Source organism: Mesorhizobium sp. CAU 1732, from assembly GCF_039888675.1.
Taxonomy (GTDB): Bacteria; Pseudomonadota; Alphaproteobacteria; order Rhizobiales; family Rhizobiaceae; genus Aerobium.
The window spans coordinates 1,181,856-1,196,806 of record NZ_JBDQQR010000001.1 but is presented as its reverse complement, the minus strand read 5'-3'; the positions used below and the strand labels follow the sequence as shown (position 1 = coordinate 1,196,806).

The following is a 14,951-nucleotide window of genomic DNA, read 5'->3' as shown; positions in this document are numbered from 1 at the left end:
CCATGGGACACAAGAAAAAGGCGCCCCGATTGGGGCGCCGGAAATTAGAATTGGCTGTCACACAAGGGACTTGAGCGTACCTGTCCCCGCGGGGGCGCGGAGTGGGATTTCTCCCTCAAGTTACCCACGACTATCGCGACCTCATCTTAACAAAAACTTACCGGGATACGACCAAGTTTACGATTGTGTATCATCCCTGAAGTCTAGGTAAATTTCGGCGAAAGAAACCCTTAACCACGTCTCGTGCGCTCACTCGGCGAGTTGCGGGATGCCGCGGAAGAATTCGAGCGCCTCCGGGTTGGCGAGCGCCTCCTTGTTCTTCACGCTGCGGCCATGGACGATATCGCGAACGGCAAGCTCGGTAATCTTGCCGGACTTGGTGCGGGGAATATCCGCCACGGCGACGATGCGGGCCGGCACATGGCGCGGTGTCGCGCCGGTGCGGATCTTCGTGCGGATACGCTTTTCCAAATCCTCATCGAGAACAACGCCGTCCGCCAATCTGACGAACAGGACGACGCGGACGTCGTCGTCCCAATCCTGACCGATGCAGATCGCCTCGATGATCTCGGCCATCTGCTCGACCTGATTGTAGATTTCAGCGGTCCCGATGCGCACACCGCCTGGATTGAGCGTCGCGTCGGATCGGCCGTGGATGATGATGCCGCCATGTGGCGTCCATTCGGCGAAATCGCCATGGCACCAGATGTTGTCGAAGCGTTCGAAATAGGCGGCATGGTATTTCGCCCCGTCCGGGTCATTCCAGAACTTGATCGGCATCGACGGGAAGGCGCGGGTGCAGACGAGTTCGCCCTTTTCGCCCGTGACAGACCTGCCATCGTCGTCCCAGACGTCCACCGCCATTCCGAGGCCGGCACCCTGGATTTCGCCGATCCAGACCGGCTTCGTCGGAACGCCGAGCACAAAACATGCGGCGATGTCCGTGCCTCCCGAAATCGATGCGAGATGCACGTCGGATTTGACGCCGTCATAGACGTAGCGGAAACCTTCGGGCGCGAGCGGCGAGCCGGTCGAGGAGATGACGCGCACCGACGACAGATCGTGCGTATCGATCGGACGCAGTTCGGCCTTGCGGGCGGAATCGATGAACTTCGCCGAGGTGCCGAAATAGGTCATCTTCTCGGCCTGCGCGAAGTCGAAGATGGCATTTCCGTCCGGGTAGAAGGGCGAGCCGTCGTAGAGCAGCAGCGTTGCGCCCGAGGCGAGGCCGGTGACGAGCCAGTTCCACATCATCCAGCCGCAGGTGGTGAAGTAGAAGACGCGATCCCCTTTCTCGATGCCCGCGTGGAGACGATGCTCCTTGACGTGCTGGGTCAGCATGCCGCCCGCCGAATGCACGATGCATTTCGGGATGCCGGTCGTCCCGGAGGAAAACAGGATGTAGAGCGGATGATCGAATGGCAGCCGCTCGAAGGTGAGTTCGGCCGGCTCGAACGCGCCGGCGGCCGCATCCAGCATTTCGGCGCGGTCGATTCCAGACGCGACGGCCTCCGCATCGCCCAGATAATCCACGATCAGCGTCAGGCGGACAGACGGCATCTTCGCCACGACGGCGGCGATCTTATCGGCGACCGGAATGCGCTTGCCGTTGTACCAATAGCCGTCCGGCGCGATGAAGATCACCGGCTCGATCTGGCCGAATCGATCGAGCACACCCTGCTCGCCGAAATCCGGGGAACAAGACGACCAGATGGCACCGAGAGACGCCGCTGCCAGCATGCAGGCGATGGTCTCGGGCATGTTGGGCATCATGGCGGCGATACGGTCGCCTGCCTTGACGCCTTGTGCGCGGAAAAGCTGTTGCAGGCGCGAAACCAGCGCGCGCAACTCGTCCCACGACATGCGGCGCTCGACCTTGTCCTCGCCACGAAAGACCAGCGCTTCGCCAGCACCCGACGTCGCGAGGAGGTTTTCCGCGAAGTTGAGGCTGGCGTCGGGGAAGAAGCGTGCGCCCGGCATCTTGTCGCCATCCACGAGGACGCGTTCGCCACGCTCGCCGATAATCCCGCAATAATCCCAGATCAGCGGCCAGAACCCTTCGCGATCCTCGATCGACCACGCATGGAGCGCGTCGTAGTCGGCAATCGGTTTTCCACTTTGCTTCGCTGCAAGCGCCATGAATTCAGTCATCGGCGCGGACGCGACCCGATCAGGCGACGGGGTCCAAAGCGGTTCGTTCTGGTTCATGCAGTTCCTCCCGAGCGCCCCAACGGACCGGCAAAAACGGTCGAGGCGACGTCCACACCATGCGTGGACGGTTAAGCATATCGCGGCGCGGGAATGCAAGCTGGGGAAAACACCATTGTCAGGCCTGTTGGAATCGGCCATCGCAGGGCCACAAAAGCTTGAAATGCGGTGCCCGTGCGTATTGGGTAGCAAGCGGGTGTGCAGCCGGCGCATCCCTGAGGCGGCGAGGCGACATGCGGGTAATGACTGTGAAGAGGGGCGTGGCAGCGCTTGGCGCGCTGGTCCTGCTCGCGCTTCTGTTCTTCGCCGCATTGCCGACCATCGCGTCCACGCAGATCGTTCGTGACAGGATCGCATACGAACTCAGCCTGTGGAGCGGCTACCGCGTATCGCTCGGCGAAGCTCCCATCCTCGACGTCTGGCCGATATTTCGCGCGACGCTGAACGACGTCGCCTTTCACGAATGGAGCGGCGGCGACAGTCCTCCGGTGCTGGAAGCCGATCGCCTCGAAGTCTCTCTCTCCGCCCTGGCTGCGCTTCGCGGCAACGTGGTCATGTCGGGCGTGTCTATGTACCGCCCGCTGCTGCGCCTGACGACGCCGGGATCGGTCATCGATCTCCCCGCGTCTCCTGGCGGCGGGCGCATGGTCCGTGCAGTGGAAGCCGCCCGCAAAGTGCTGGAGACGAACCCTGACAACCCGGACCGCAGCGCTCTGCCTTCGGACGGGTTCGGGACCGTAGAATTTTTCGACGGACGTATCGCGACGGTCAATGGCGACGAGGGCGATATTGTCACCAGTCTATCGGGCAAGCTCGCCTGGCCGTCGCTCGATCGATCCGCGAGCTTGACGGCAAATGGCATCTGGCGTGGCGAGAACATCTCCGTCGAGGCCACAAGCGCGCAACCTCTGATGTTTCTTGCTGGTGGCAACGCCCCCGTAACCGCTGCACTGAAATCCCCGCTGCTGAATGCGGGCTTCCAGGGCACCGCCAACCTGTCCGGTGAGGCCTATTTCGAAGGTGAGGGGAGCCTGTCATCGCCGTCGCTGCGGCGCATGCTGGAATGGTCCAAGACAGACATCGCGCCCGGCGCAGCAATCGGCTCCGTGTCGATCGCGAGTAAAATCCAGGGCACGTCCGAACGCCTACGGCTCGATACGGCTGAACTCAATCTCGGCGGGAACGCCGGCCGCGGCGTGCTCGACATCTCGTTTGCAGAAGCGCTTCCATCGATTTCCGGTACGCTGGCCTTCGATACACTCGACCTGAGGTCCTTCCTGTCGGCCTTCACGCGGCTCGCCACGGGCCAGGGCAACATCTACGATCAGATCGATACGGCCTTCGCGGAACAGCTTTCGCTCGACCTGCGCCTCTCGGCCAATAACGCGACGCTGGGCGGGCTCGCTCTCACCTCCCTGGCGGCCTCGACACAGGTGAAGGGCACGCTCGCGGTCTTCGACATTTCGGACGCCACGGTGTTCGACGGCAGCCTGCAGGCCGGTGTGCGCATAGATACGGCGGAAGAAACAAAGACCGTCGAGATGCGCGCGCTGGCGACGGATATCGATTCCTTCGCGCTTGCGAAAACGCTCGGCGGCGAACGTCTTCTGCCACAAGGCCGCGCTACGATCTCCGCGACCCTGAAAGGCACGGGACGCGACTGGAACACGGTGATGGGCAATGCCGAGGGTTCCGTGAACGCGACGCTGGGCCAGGGCGCGCTTGTCGGACTGAACCTCGCGCAGTTCAAGGAGAAGTGGGCGACAGGCGGCTTCTTCCCTCTGTCCGACGTGTCGGACGGGGAACTGCCCTTGCGCGGCGTGGATTTCAAGGCAACCGTCCTGGGCGGGATCGCACGAATCGACAAGGGCGATCTCCTTCTCGACGGGCAGGTCGCCTCGATCTCCGGCTTCATTCCCTATTTCGGGCGGGCGCTCGCGCTATCCGGCAGTCTTGCCCCGATAGGCGCGGACGGGGAGCGAGGCGACCCCGATGCACGCTTCTTCATTGGCGGAGGCTGGGACCGGCCGTTCATCTCGCCGGCGCTGCCGACGACACACTTCGAGTAAGCGTAAATATTCTCGACCGCTATCGCCCGTAAATGCCGATGTCGTCGAGTGTGAAGCGCGCGCGCTGCGCGTCGTCGTCCACCTTGTCACGCAAGGCCGCATCCAGTTTCGCAGCGTCATCGTTATCGGAATTGATAAGCGCATTGATGAAGGAATCGAGCGAGATACCGAGTTCGTCGAGACCGAGGTTGCGCTCGATCTCCGCAACTCTCCGCTGCCAACCATCATCTTGCTTCATGGCGTCGAGTGCATGTTTGATAGCCGTGCCGAATGCGGACGCAGACTCGAAATCGTCGGCCGAGATGCCAAATTCCGCGCCGAGCCGCTCTGTCAGATTGACCTTGAGCTTGTTGGCATCGACGCTGTTCACGCTATAGATCGCGTCCGAGATCTCCGTTCTGGAATTGGGCAAGCCTGCCCCTGCCATACTCGCTGGCACGGCGCCGTTGGCAGCCGCAACCACCTCGGCGGTGGCATTGCGTCCTGCCGCCACAGTGAGCGGGGAAAATTGGCTTCGCTGAAGAAGAAGTTGCAGTGCTGCGGAACCGGCAACCGGGATCAAGGTCATGTGCGTCTCCAGCGGCGCGTGGCCGCCAATCATTGGTCAGCACAGCGCACAGTTGGGACACAGCGTCATGCTGCGACAGGCAAGGCATGGCACCAGTCTGTCGCATCGATCGTTGAGGAAACGTGGCGTCAGCCGCGCTGCGCGGCCTGCTCGTCGCGCTGGCGCTGTACGTCACGGCGCTTATTGACGATCGCAGCCGCGATGACACCGCTCGTCACCACTGCGATCAGGATCGTACAGACCGCGTTGATTTCCGGCGTCACGCCAAGCCGCACCTGGCTGTAGATCTTCATCGGCAGCGTCGTCGCGCCCGGGCCGGACGTGAAGCTCGCGATCACCAGATCGTCGAGCGACAGCGTGAAGGCGAGCATCCAGCCCGACACGATCGCCGGCATGATCACTGGCAGGGTTACGGAGAAGAAGGTTCGCACCGGCGTCGCGCCCAAATCCATCGCCGCCTCCTCGAGCGAGCGATCGAACGAGATCAGGCGCGACTGCACGACCACCGCGACAAAGCACATCGAGAAGGTGATGTGGGCCAGCGTGACGGTCAGAAAGCCGCGATCGAGCCCGATCGCCACGAAAAGCAGAAGCAGCGACAGGCCGGTGATGACCTCCGGCATGACGAGCGGCGCGAAGACCATGCCGGAAAACAGGAAACGGCCGCGAAAGCGCGTGTAGCGGGTCAGTGCCAACGCCGCGAGCGTGCCGAGAATCGTGGCGACGCTGGCCGAGACGAACGCGACGCGGGCGGTGACCCATGCGGCATCGATGAGGCCCTGGTTCGAAAACAGCGAGACATACCACCGCGTCGAAAACCCGCCCCACACGGTGACGAGCCGCGAGGCATTGAACGAATAGACCACCAGCAGAACGATCGGCAGATAGAGGAAGGCGAAGCCCAGAACGAGCGAGGTGACGTTGAACCGGCTCAGTTGTCCCTGCATGGCTCTATCTCCCCTGTTCTTGCGCGCGTGCCTGAGCGCGCTGGAAGAACATGATCGGTACGACGAGAATGAGCAGCAGGATCACTGCGACCGACGAAGCGACAGGCCAGTCGCGATTGGCGAAGAACTCGTTCCACAACGTCTTGCCGATCATCAGCGTCTGCGACCCGCCGAGGAGGTCGGGGATGACGAACTCGCCGACGGCCGGGATGAAGACCAGAAGGCAACCGGCGACGACGCCCGGTATTGCAAGGGGGAACGTGATCTTCCAGAAGGCCGAGATCGGAGAGCAGCCCAGATCCTGCGCCGCCTCGATGAGCGAGAAATCCATCTTCTCGAGCGTCGCGTAGAGGGGCAGGATCATGAAGGGCAGATACGAATAGACGATGCCGATGAAAATCGCCGTGTGGGTGTTCATGATCTGCAACGGCGTGTCGATCACGCCGACATAGAGCAGGAACTGGTTGAGCAGCCCCTCGGGTTTCAGGATGCCGATCCAGGCGTAGACGCGGATCAGGAAGCTCGTCCAGAATGGGAGAATGACGAGCATGAGCAGGATCGGCCTCAGCGAGGCCGGCGCGCGCGCCATCGCATAGGCCATCGGGAAGCCTATCAGGAGCGCCAGAAACGTCGAGATTCCTGCGATGACGACGCTCGATACGTAGGCATTGAAGTAGAGCGCGTCGTCGAGCAGGAACAGGTAGTTCTCGAGCGAGAAGTCGCGAAGGTTCGTGACGAACCCCTCGATGCCATCGGCCCAGTCGAACACCGGCGCATAAGGCGGCATCGCGGTCGCGATCTGCGACAGCGAAATCTTGAAGACGATCAGGAACGGAACGAGGAAAAAGACGAACAGCCACAGATAGGGAACAATGATCACGAGCCTGCTGCTGATCGCCGCGATCAGCCCCTGAGGGCCTGCCCTGTCGGCTGCGGGAAGTGCAGCCGCATCGTCGGAAACCGCCTGTGCCATCGCCCTCTCCTATCGCGTGAGAACGACGCCGGCATCCGGCGCGAAGGAAATCCAGGCTTGGTCGTTCCAGCTTAGCGGGTCTTCCATGATACGGGCGCTGTTGAGGGCGCTTGCCTTGACGACCTGCCCGTCGGCCAGACGGATATGATAGACGGTCATGTCGCCCAGATAGGCCAGGTCCCAGACCTCGCCCTGCATGACGTTCGTGGTGCCGTCGGCGGGCTGACGAGCCGAAACCTTGATCTTTTCCGGCCTGATCGCGAAAGCAACCGCACTTCCAGCCGTCGCGTCGCCGGCATTGTCGACCACGATCTCCGCGCCGGTCGCACCGGTGATGCGCGCGGTATCATTGGTGCGCTCGGCCACGGTGCCTTCGAGCATGTTCACATTGCCGACGAAATCGGCGACGAAGCGGGAAACCGGCGCCTCGTAGATTTCGGCAGGTGTCGCCACCTGCATCACCTGCCCCTTGTCCATGATGGCGATGCGGTCAGCCATCGTCATCGCCTCCTCCTGATCGTGGGTGACGACCACGAAGGTAAGGCCGAGTTCCTGCTGCAAATCCATGAGTTCGAACTGCGTCTGCTCGCGCAGCTTCTTGTCGAGCGCGCCGAGCGGCTCGTCCAGCAGCAGCACCTTGGGGCGCTTGGCGACGGATCGCGCAAGCGCCACGCGCTGGCGCTGTCCGCCGGACAATTGGTGAGGCTTGCGCTTTGCGAACTGCTCGAGCTTGACGAGGCGCAGCATGTCGGCGACGCGGGCAGCGATATCGGCCTTCGGCATGCCGTCCTGTTTCAGACCGAAGGCGATGTTCGCCTCGACCGTCATGTGCGGGAACAGCGCGTAGGACTGGAACATCATGTTGACGGGCCGCCGGTACGGCGGGATACCGCGCAAATCCTGCCCGTCGAGCAAGAGGCGTCCCGATGTCGGTTCCTCGAAGCCGGCGAGCATACGCAGAAGCGTCGACTTTCCGCAGCCCGACGCACCGAGAAGCGCGAAGAACTCACGTTCAAAGATGTTCAGCGACAGGTCGTTGACCGCGGTGAAGTCGCCAAAGCGTTTGGTGACGTTCTCGAACGTTATGTATGGCTTGGCACCGGGATCGGTCCACGGCGCGAAGCTTCTGCGAATGCTTCCGAGCGATTTCATAGTGCCTCCGGCGTCCCCTGCCTTATCGAAGCAATCACTGCTTTGAGCCTGATGCACATGATGCCGGTTCCCGTCGGAATCATGCCCCCAGAAGAAGAGCGGGCCCTTGTGATCGAAGGGCCCGTCTCATGTCGCTCTATTGACCGGTGACGATCCGGGTCCAGGTGCGCGTCACAAGTCTTTGTGTCCGCGCGTCGTAGGGCGAGACCGTCCAGAGCTTGGCGAGGGTCTCGTCGTCCGGATAGATCGCTGGGTCGTCCATGATTTCCGCATCGATGAACTCCTGCGAGGCCTCGTTGCCGTTCGGGAAATAGACGTAGTTGGTGGCCTTGGCGGCGATTTCCGGCTTCATGATGAAGTTGAGGAATTCGTGGGCCTCATCGACATTCTTCGCGTCGGCCGGGATCGCCATCTGGTCGAACCACATCTCCGCGCCTTCCTTGGGAATCACATATCCGACGACCACGCCCTGATCGGCCTCATCTGCACGATCGCGAGCCTGGAAGACGTCCCCAGACCAGCCTATCGCCAGACAGATATCACCATTCGCCAGCGCGTTGATGTACTCCGAGGAATGGAACTTCCGGATGTAGGGCCGGACCTTCAGGAGGGCTTCTTCAGCCTTCGCGAGGTCTTCCGGCTCTTTGCTCTCGGGATTGATGCCGAGATAATGCAAGGTCGTCGGGATGATGTCGGTTGGGGAGTCGAGAACGTAGACGCCGCAATCGGCGAGCTTAGCAAGTTTCTCGGGGTCGTAGAAAATGTCCCAGGAATCGATTTCGTCGATGCCGAGGGCTTCCTTCACCTTGGTCTCGTTGTAGCCGAGACCGACAGTGCCCCACATGTAGTTGATCGAATATTCGTTGTCGGGATCGTATTTAGCGACGCGCTCCGAAACCACGGGCCACATGTTGGCGAGGTTCGGAAGCTTGGACTTGTCGAGCTTCTGGTAGACGCCAGCCTCGATCTGGCGAACCATGAACGGGCTCGCCGTCGGCACCACCACGTCATAGCCGCTGCCGCCGGCAAGCAGCTTGGTTTCAAGGATTTCGTTGGAATCGAAGACGTCGTAGACGACCCTGATGCCGGTTTCCTTGGTGAATTCCCCGATGATCGACTCGTCGATGTAATCGGACCAGTTGTAAACGTTGACGACGCGGTCCTGCGCGTGGGCTGCGAATGCGAACGCGGCGGCTGCCAGCGATACCGTCGAAAGCAGAGTTGCTCTGCGGATCATTCTTGTTCTCCTCTGTCGGTCCTGTTGCCTGCCCGCCGTGATGGACCGACAGTCCGGCGGGTAACGATGCCAAAAATCTATTGGCGTTTTTGCAGTGCGGCAAGCGCGAAAACGCCGCGCCGCATCACAGGTAAGTTGTACGCTCCAAAGCGGTGATCTCCCCCCAGAACGCCAGGATTTCGGCCCGCTTGAGATCCTTGTAGACCTTCGCGAGCAAGGGACCGAGCGCGCGGTCGGTAAATGCGCTTTTCGACATCAATTGCAGCGCATCGTCCATGTCGTCGGGAAGGAACAATCCCTCCTCGTCATACGCGTTGCCCTCGACCGGCGGCGGCGGCGCTTCCGCTGCCTCGATGCCTTCGACCATGCCCTGGATCAGGGCCGCCATGACCAGATAGGGATTTGCGTCGGCGCCCGCGATACGATGCTCGAGGCGTCGGTTGTCGTCATCCGAGACGGGGATGCGCAGTGCGACCGAGCGGTTGTTCTCGGCCCAGACCGCGCGCGTCGGCGCGTAGGAACCGGGCGTGATGCGGCGGAACCCGTTCCACGTGTTGATGAACAGAAGCAGCGATTCCGGCATGGTCTTGAGCAGGCCCGCCACCGCGAATTCGAGCGTCTTGCGCCCCTCATCGCCGCCGAAGATGTTCCTGCCGTTCGCGTCGAGCATCGAGGAATGCACATGCATGCCATTGCCGGCATATTCGAGAAACGGCTTTGCCATGAAGGTCGCCGTCAGCCCGTGGGCACGCGCGCAACCTATGACGATACGGCGCAGCATGATGACGTCGTCGGCCGCCCGCAGCGGATCCGCACGGTGCTTCAAATTGACCTCGAACTGGCCGGGCGCCGCCTCTTTGATGATCGTGTCGATCGGCAGGCTTTGCGCGTCCGCCGCATCGCGGATCATGTCGAAGAGGCTGGCATGCTCGGCGAGATCGTCGAGCCCATACATCCGCAGCCGGTCCGGTCCAGCCGTCGCGCCCACCGGCGCCGGCATTCCGTCGTCCCAGTCGGTCGCCGGGTCGAGGAGATAGAATTCAAGCTCGAAGGCGACGACGGGAAAGAAGCCCTTTTCGTTGACCTCGGCGACCTTGCGCTTGAGGACCTGACGCGGGTCGGCCATGAAGGGCTCGCCCTCGGGCGTGAAAGTCTGCAACAACACCTGTGCGGTCTTGCGCTTGGCCCATGGAACGATCGAAAGCGAGCCGCGCGTGGCGCGGCAATAGCCGTCCTTGTCGCCGGTCTCGATGTGAAGGCCGGTTTCTACGACCTCGCGTCCCCAGACGTCGAGGCCATGCAGCGACATCGGAAAATTGACGCCTTCCTGGAAGGCCTTCTTGAGCGCGTCGCCGGGCGCCCACTTGCCGCGCATCACGCCGTTCGGATCGACCATCAGGAATTCGACGGCTTCGATGTCGGGATGGAGTTCGATGAAGGCCTGATACTCGCGCTCGTGATCGGGCGAGATGAACCCCTTCGTCTTGCCGGCAGGGCGAGACGTGGTATGCGGCTCTTCGGTTATTATGGTCGTCGTGACGTCTGGTAACAGCTTGCTAGCGGGCTCGAGTATGCCCGTTGACGTAGATCTCAAGATAAACCTGTATATCTGTTGCGGATACTACAGCCTGCCTTCGGCGGTTCACGCTTGTCAATGGGGAGACGGCATTCCGGTCGTTCCGGGCTTTTGCGGACGGGCAAGCCGGCGGAACTCGAGACCGATGTGGACCATCAACGCGGCGAAGACAATCGAACCGCCGAGGATCGTCCGTCCCGAGGGTATCTCGTCATGCACGAGCCATACCCATACCGGACCGAGCAGCGTCTCGAACGTTCCCAACAGCGCGGCATAAGCCGCCGCGATCATGCGGGCACCGGTGGCGAAGAACGCCAGCCCCAGGCCGAGGTTGAGCGCCCCGAACGCGAACAGGAAACCCATATCCGACACCGAGACCGAGAACGCGGAGGCCTGGGTTGCCGCGAAGCTGCCGGCAATCACCGTTCCGAGGCACGTCGCCGGGGTCATCCGCACATGCGAGAAGCGGCGTGTGATCACCGTGGCGCATGCAAACACGACCGCAATGGTGATCGCCAGCCCGTCGCCGACAGGGGAGACGTTTCCATTCAGCGAATCCGATACCATGATCGCGACGCCAGCGATCACGGCGCCGATCGCGATCCAGGTCGGCGTGGAGACACGTTCGCGAAACAGCACGAAGGCAATGAGCGCGGCGATCAGCGGAACGCCAGCCTGCATCAGCAGGATGTTGGCGACGGTCGTATAGCCCAGCGCGACGACGAAGGATGTCGAGGCGATCGCGAAGCAACAGCCGACGGCCACGCCCGGAAGTTCCATGTCGCGGAACAGCCTGACCGTGCCGGCAAGCCCGTCCCGCCAGATCATGTAGCCGAACAGGAATGCCGCAGCCCAGAACGATCGCCAGAAGACGACAGTCCAGGAATCATCGACCTCGATGAAGCGTGCGATCGCGCCGCCGAAACTCCAGCAGAGTGCCGACAGGAAGACGAGCAGGAAGCCAAGGCGCTCGTCGCCCATGCCTGAAGCGGGCTGCGCCGCAGTCGATGGTCTGGAATTCGGCACGGCATCGGCCATCGCAGGGCGCTTCCGGTTGGTTCGCGCATCGGCGATGCACACCGATTTGCGTAACGCGATTGGCTGTCGATGGCGTGATCCAGCAGCCTCATACATTTGTGTCACCGACAAGGCTGTCCGCGGTCGTCATCCTCTTGCAGCTTACGCGGATAGGACGGCATATGAGCCGCAGGCGCGAGAACGCCATGGCGAGGAGGAGCCAACGATGAAAGCTGCGTGGTACGAGAAGAACGGCGAGGCGCGCGAGGTCCTGACCGTCGGCGAGATCGATACGCCGACGCCCCGGCCGGGCGAGGTTCTCGTCAGGCTTCACGCGTCAGGTGTCAATCCATCGGATGTGAAGAGCCGAAAGGGCCGTCCGCTGATCGCGCCGCGCATCGTTCCGCACTCGGATGGCGCAGGCGTCGTCGAGGCTGTCGGCGATGGCATCGACAAGGCCCGCATCGGCGAGCGCGTCTGGATCTGGAACGGCCAGTGGAAGCGGCCCTTCGGAACGGCTGCGGAGTACATCGCGGTACCGGAACAGCAGGCGGTAACACTACCTGATGCGATAGACTTCGCGACGGGCGCGTGCATGGGCATACCGGCGCTGACGGCGCTTCACGCTGTAACGCTGCATGGTGATCTGAAGGGCAAAACAATCTTCGTGACCGGTGCGGCCGCCGCTGTCGGTCACTACGCCGTCCAGATCGCCAAGCTCGCGGGCGCCCGCGTCATCGGCACGTCGTCACCCGAACGCCAGCGCCTGGCGCGGAACGGCGGCGTGGACGAGCTCATCGACTACCGCCACGAAGACGTCGCAGAACGCGTCAAGACGCTGACCGGAGGCAAAGGCGTGGACGGCATTATCGACATGGACATGTCGAGCACGCTCCCGCTTCTCGCCAAGGGCGTGTTGGCGCAGCACGGCAAGATGGTCTGCTACGGATCGAACGTCGCAGGTGACATCCCGCTGTCCTTCCCGGCCATGTTGTGGGGAAGCCTGACGCTCCAGGTCTTCGTGGTCTACGAGCTGCAGCAGGCCGAGCGACAGGCGGCCGTTGCCGAACTTACACGGCTGCTCGAAGCCGGTTCGCTGAAGCACGCGATCGGCGCGACATATGCGCTCGACGATATCGCGACGGCGCACGAGGCGGTCGAGGGTGGAAAGGTCATGGGCAACGTGGTGTTGCGGACGGCGTGAGATGAATTCGCATTTTGCGATGCGAATGCTATCTTTCCGGCCAAAGGAGTTCGGTCCCATGAACCAGACACTGATCGACGCCATCAAGGAAGTCGAAGCGCTGCCGGATGCCGAGCAGGAAGAGCTAGGGCGCGAATTGCTGCGGCTGGCAGCACGCAAGCGGATCGATGCCGTGCTGGCGGAGTCGGAAGCACATGGCGGTGAAACGCCGCATGAGGAATTCATGGACGAGTTGCTGAAGGGTTTGCGTGCCTAAAATCGTCTGGCGAGACGACGCGAAGCAACAACTCCGAGACATTGCGAATTACATCAAGGCACGGAATCCGAGCGCGGCTGTCAGCTATGCAGAAGGAATACGGGATGCCTGCAGCGGACTGAGCGCGCTTCCTGAACAAGGTCGTCGTTACGATTCACGATACCGGCTGATCGTCTATCGCAATCATGTCGTATTCTATCGCCCTGATGCAGGATCGGACACGGTAGAGATCATTGCCGTCATTGACGGTCGCCGTGATGTCGCGGCAATCTTGAGCGGCCTACCGCGTGACTAAATCATCTCACTGAAAATCGAATGCGCTCAGGCCGGTCACCATTTCGTCCAGGCCGAGCGGCCTCGTGATGGGCGGTTCGGCGCGGGCGAGACAGCCGACGCGTTCGCACAGGCGGCAGGCAGGCCCGATCGGGGTCGACGGCACGCGAGCGGCCTTGCCGCCTGCCCCACCCGCCGGCAGCGCCGCGGCATAGACGATTTCGTCCATGAAGCCGATGTCGCAGCCAAGCAGGATTGCGGTGCGGCGCGGACGCTCGGAAAAAGCCCCTTGCGGCCCTTCCAATGTGCGCGCCAAGGTCAGGAACTCAGCGCCGTCGGGCATCTCAACGGCCTCGACAAGGATCTGGCCCGGATTGGCGAACGCCGCGTGAACCGGCAGTTTGGGGCACCCTCCCCCGAACCGCGCCTGCGGAAACCCTTGCGCGCCGGCGCGGCGAAACCGGTGGCCGGCATTGTCAATTTCCATCATGAAGAACGGCACGCCGGCTGACCCCGAGCGCTGGAGCATGGTCAACCGGTTTGCCGCCTGCTCGAACGACACGCCGAAACGCGAGCGCAGAACGTCGATGTCGTAGCGCGCGCGGATCGCCGCCGTCTGGAAGGCCTGATAGGGCATCATCAGCGCGTGGGCCGCGTAGCGTCCGAGCTCGAAGCGGGCAAGCCGCCGCGCCTCGTCTGACGACAGTTTGAGCGCCTGAATTTCGGCTGCGACCGCCACCTGGCAGCGGATCAGGCACGCCTCCATCGCCACTTCGCGCAACTGGTCGAATGGCGAAAGGCGCTCCGATATGAACAGACGCTGCGAGTGGCGATCGTAGCGCCTGCGCCAGTTCGGCATCGTCGCGACCGGAAGGACCTTCACGACGATCCCGTAATCGCGCCGGAGCCAGTCCTTCAGCGCGCCGAGAAGGTCATCGCCGGGCTGAAGCACCTGGGCGAAAGCCTCGGTCTCCTCCTCAAGGCGTGCGAAATGGTTCGGCCTGCGCTCGAAGGTCTCGCGAACCTCGTCGATCGGCAGGCGTGCCGACGACAGCGACGTCGCGTGTCCTTCGCGTGCCAGCAATTCGGAGAGGTCGGAGAGGCGCACGGCCTGCTCCTTGTAGGCCCGGAACAGTTTGACGACCGCAGCCGTGGCGTTTGGGGCGCCTTCGGCGATCTCGAGAAGTTCCTGATCTCCTGGCAACTCACCGGACAGCAGCGGATCGGCGAACACCTCGCGCAAAGCGGCGATCGAACCGCCCGCTTCTGCCTGCAACTCCTCCGGTTCGATCTTGTAGACCGAAGCGAGCTTGAGAATGAGCTGGACCGTCAGCGGGCGCTGATTGCGCTCGATGAGGTTGAGGTATGAAGGCGAAATGCCCAGCCCCTCGGCCATCGCCGTCTGGGTCAAGCCCTTGGCGTTGCGAATGCGCCGAATGCGCGGACCGGCGAATATTTTCTGGTCAGCCAT

13 protein-coding genes are annotated in these 14,951 nt (G+C 62.3%); 4 read left to right on the top strand and 9 right to left on the bottom strand.

The genetic code is table 11. The features are described 5' to 3' along the window. Positions 1–249: 249 nt before the first annotated feature. Positions 250–2,208 (bottom strand): acetoacetate--CoA ligase, encoded by a 1,959-nt coding sequence (locus tag AAFN55_RS05865; RefSeq protein ID WP_347797924.1) that lies wholly within the window; start codon positions 2,206–2,208, stop codon positions 250–252. A gap of 242 nt (positions 2,209–2,450) precedes the next feature. Here AAFN55_RS05865 and AAFN55_RS05860 point away from each other — a divergent pair, with 242 nt between their 5' ends. Next, the gene (locus AAFN55_RS05860) at positions 2,451–4,277 is read left to right on the top strand and encodes an AsmA-like C-terminal region-containing protein (protein ID WP_347797923.1); all 1,827 of its coding nucleotides are present in this window, start codon (positions 2,451–2,453) and stop codon (positions 4,275–4,277) included. 19 nt (positions 4,278–4,296) lie between these two features. Here AAFN55_RS05860 and AAFN55_RS05855 read toward each other — a convergent pair whose 3' ends face one another. From AAFN55_RS05855 to AAFN55_RS05825, 7 genes are all read right to left on the bottom strand, one after another. After that, a complete protein-coding gene (locus AAFN55_RS05855) occupies positions 4,297–4,845 on the bottom strand; it encodes a hypothetical protein (protein WP_347797922.1) in 549 nt (182 codons plus the stop codon). Positions 4,846–4,973: 128 nt separating this feature from the next. Next, positions 4,974–5,792 (bottom strand): ABC transporter permease subunit, encoded by an 819-nt coding sequence (locus tag AAFN55_RS05850; protein WP_347797921.1) that lies wholly within the window; start codon positions 5,790–5,792, stop codon positions 4,974–4,976. A 4-nt stretch (positions 5,793–5,796) separates the two neighbouring features. Further along, positions 5,797–6,765, bottom strand: a complete 969-nt coding sequence (locus tag AAFN55_RS05845) for an ABC transporter permease subunit (RefSeq protein ID WP_347797920.1) — start codon at positions 6,763–6,765, stop codon at positions 5,797–5,799. 9 nt (positions 6,766–6,774) lie between these two features. Next, on the bottom strand, positions 6,775–7,917 hold the full coding sequence (locus AAFN55_RS05840) for an ABC transporter ATP-binding protein (protein ID WP_347797919.1): 1,143 nt from the start codon (positions 7,915–7,917) through the stop codon (positions 6,775–6,777). Between the two features lie 136 nt (positions 7,918–8,053). Beyond that, positions 8,054–9,154, bottom strand: a complete 1,101-nt coding sequence (locus AAFN55_RS05835; RefSeq protein ID WP_347797918.1) for a polyamine ABC transporter substrate-binding protein — start codon at positions 9,152–9,154, stop codon at positions 8,054–8,056. A gap of 124 nt (positions 9,155–9,278) precedes the next feature. Next, on the bottom strand, positions 9,279–10,625 hold the full coding sequence (locus AAFN55_RS05830; RefSeq protein ID WP_347800197.1) for a glutamine synthetase family protein: 1,347 nt from the start codon (positions 10,623–10,625) through the stop codon (positions 9,279–9,281). A gap of 180 nt (positions 10,626–10,805) precedes the next feature. Then, on the bottom strand, positions 10,806–11,711 hold the full coding sequence (locus AAFN55_RS05825; protein ID WP_347800196.1) for a DMT family transporter: 906 nt from the start codon (positions 11,709–11,711) through the stop codon (positions 10,806–10,808). Positions 11,712–11,973: 262 nt separating this feature from the next. Here AAFN55_RS05825 and AAFN55_RS05820 point away from each other — a divergent pair, with 262 nt between their 5' ends. From AAFN55_RS05820 to AAFN55_RS05810, 3 genes are read left to right on the top strand one after another with little or no spacing between them, the layout of a single operon-like run. Next, the gene (locus AAFN55_RS05820) at positions 11,974–12,951 is read left to right on the top strand and encodes an NADPH:quinone reductase (RefSeq protein WP_347797917.1); all 978 of its coding nucleotides are present in this window, start codon (positions 11,974–11,976) and stop codon (positions 12,949–12,951) included. A gap of 58 nt (positions 12,952–13,009) precedes the next feature. Then, positions 13,010–13,207 carry a hypothetical protein gene (locus AAFN55_RS05815; protein WP_347797916.1) on the top strand — a complete coding sequence of 66 codons (198 nt, stop codon included), beginning with the start codon at positions 13,010–13,012 and terminating at the stop codon, positions 13,205–13,207. Continuing rightward, on the top strand, positions 13,200–13,502 hold the full coding sequence (locus tag AAFN55_RS05810) for a type II toxin-antitoxin system RelE/ParE family toxin (RefSeq protein ID WP_347797915.1): 303 nt from the start codon (positions 13,200–13,202) through the stop codon (positions 13,500–13,502). The genes AAFN55_RS05815 and AAFN55_RS05810 overlap by 8 nt, the downstream gene beginning before the upstream one ends. 6 nt (positions 13,503–13,508) lie before the next feature. On the opposite strand, the gene AAFN55_RS05805 is transcribed toward AAFN55_RS05810, so the two are convergent. After that, positions 13,509–14,951, bottom strand: coding sequence for an XRE family transcriptional regulator (locus AAFN55_RS05805; RefSeq protein ID WP_347797914.1), 1,443 nt, complete (start codon positions 14,949–14,951; stop codon positions 13,509–13,511).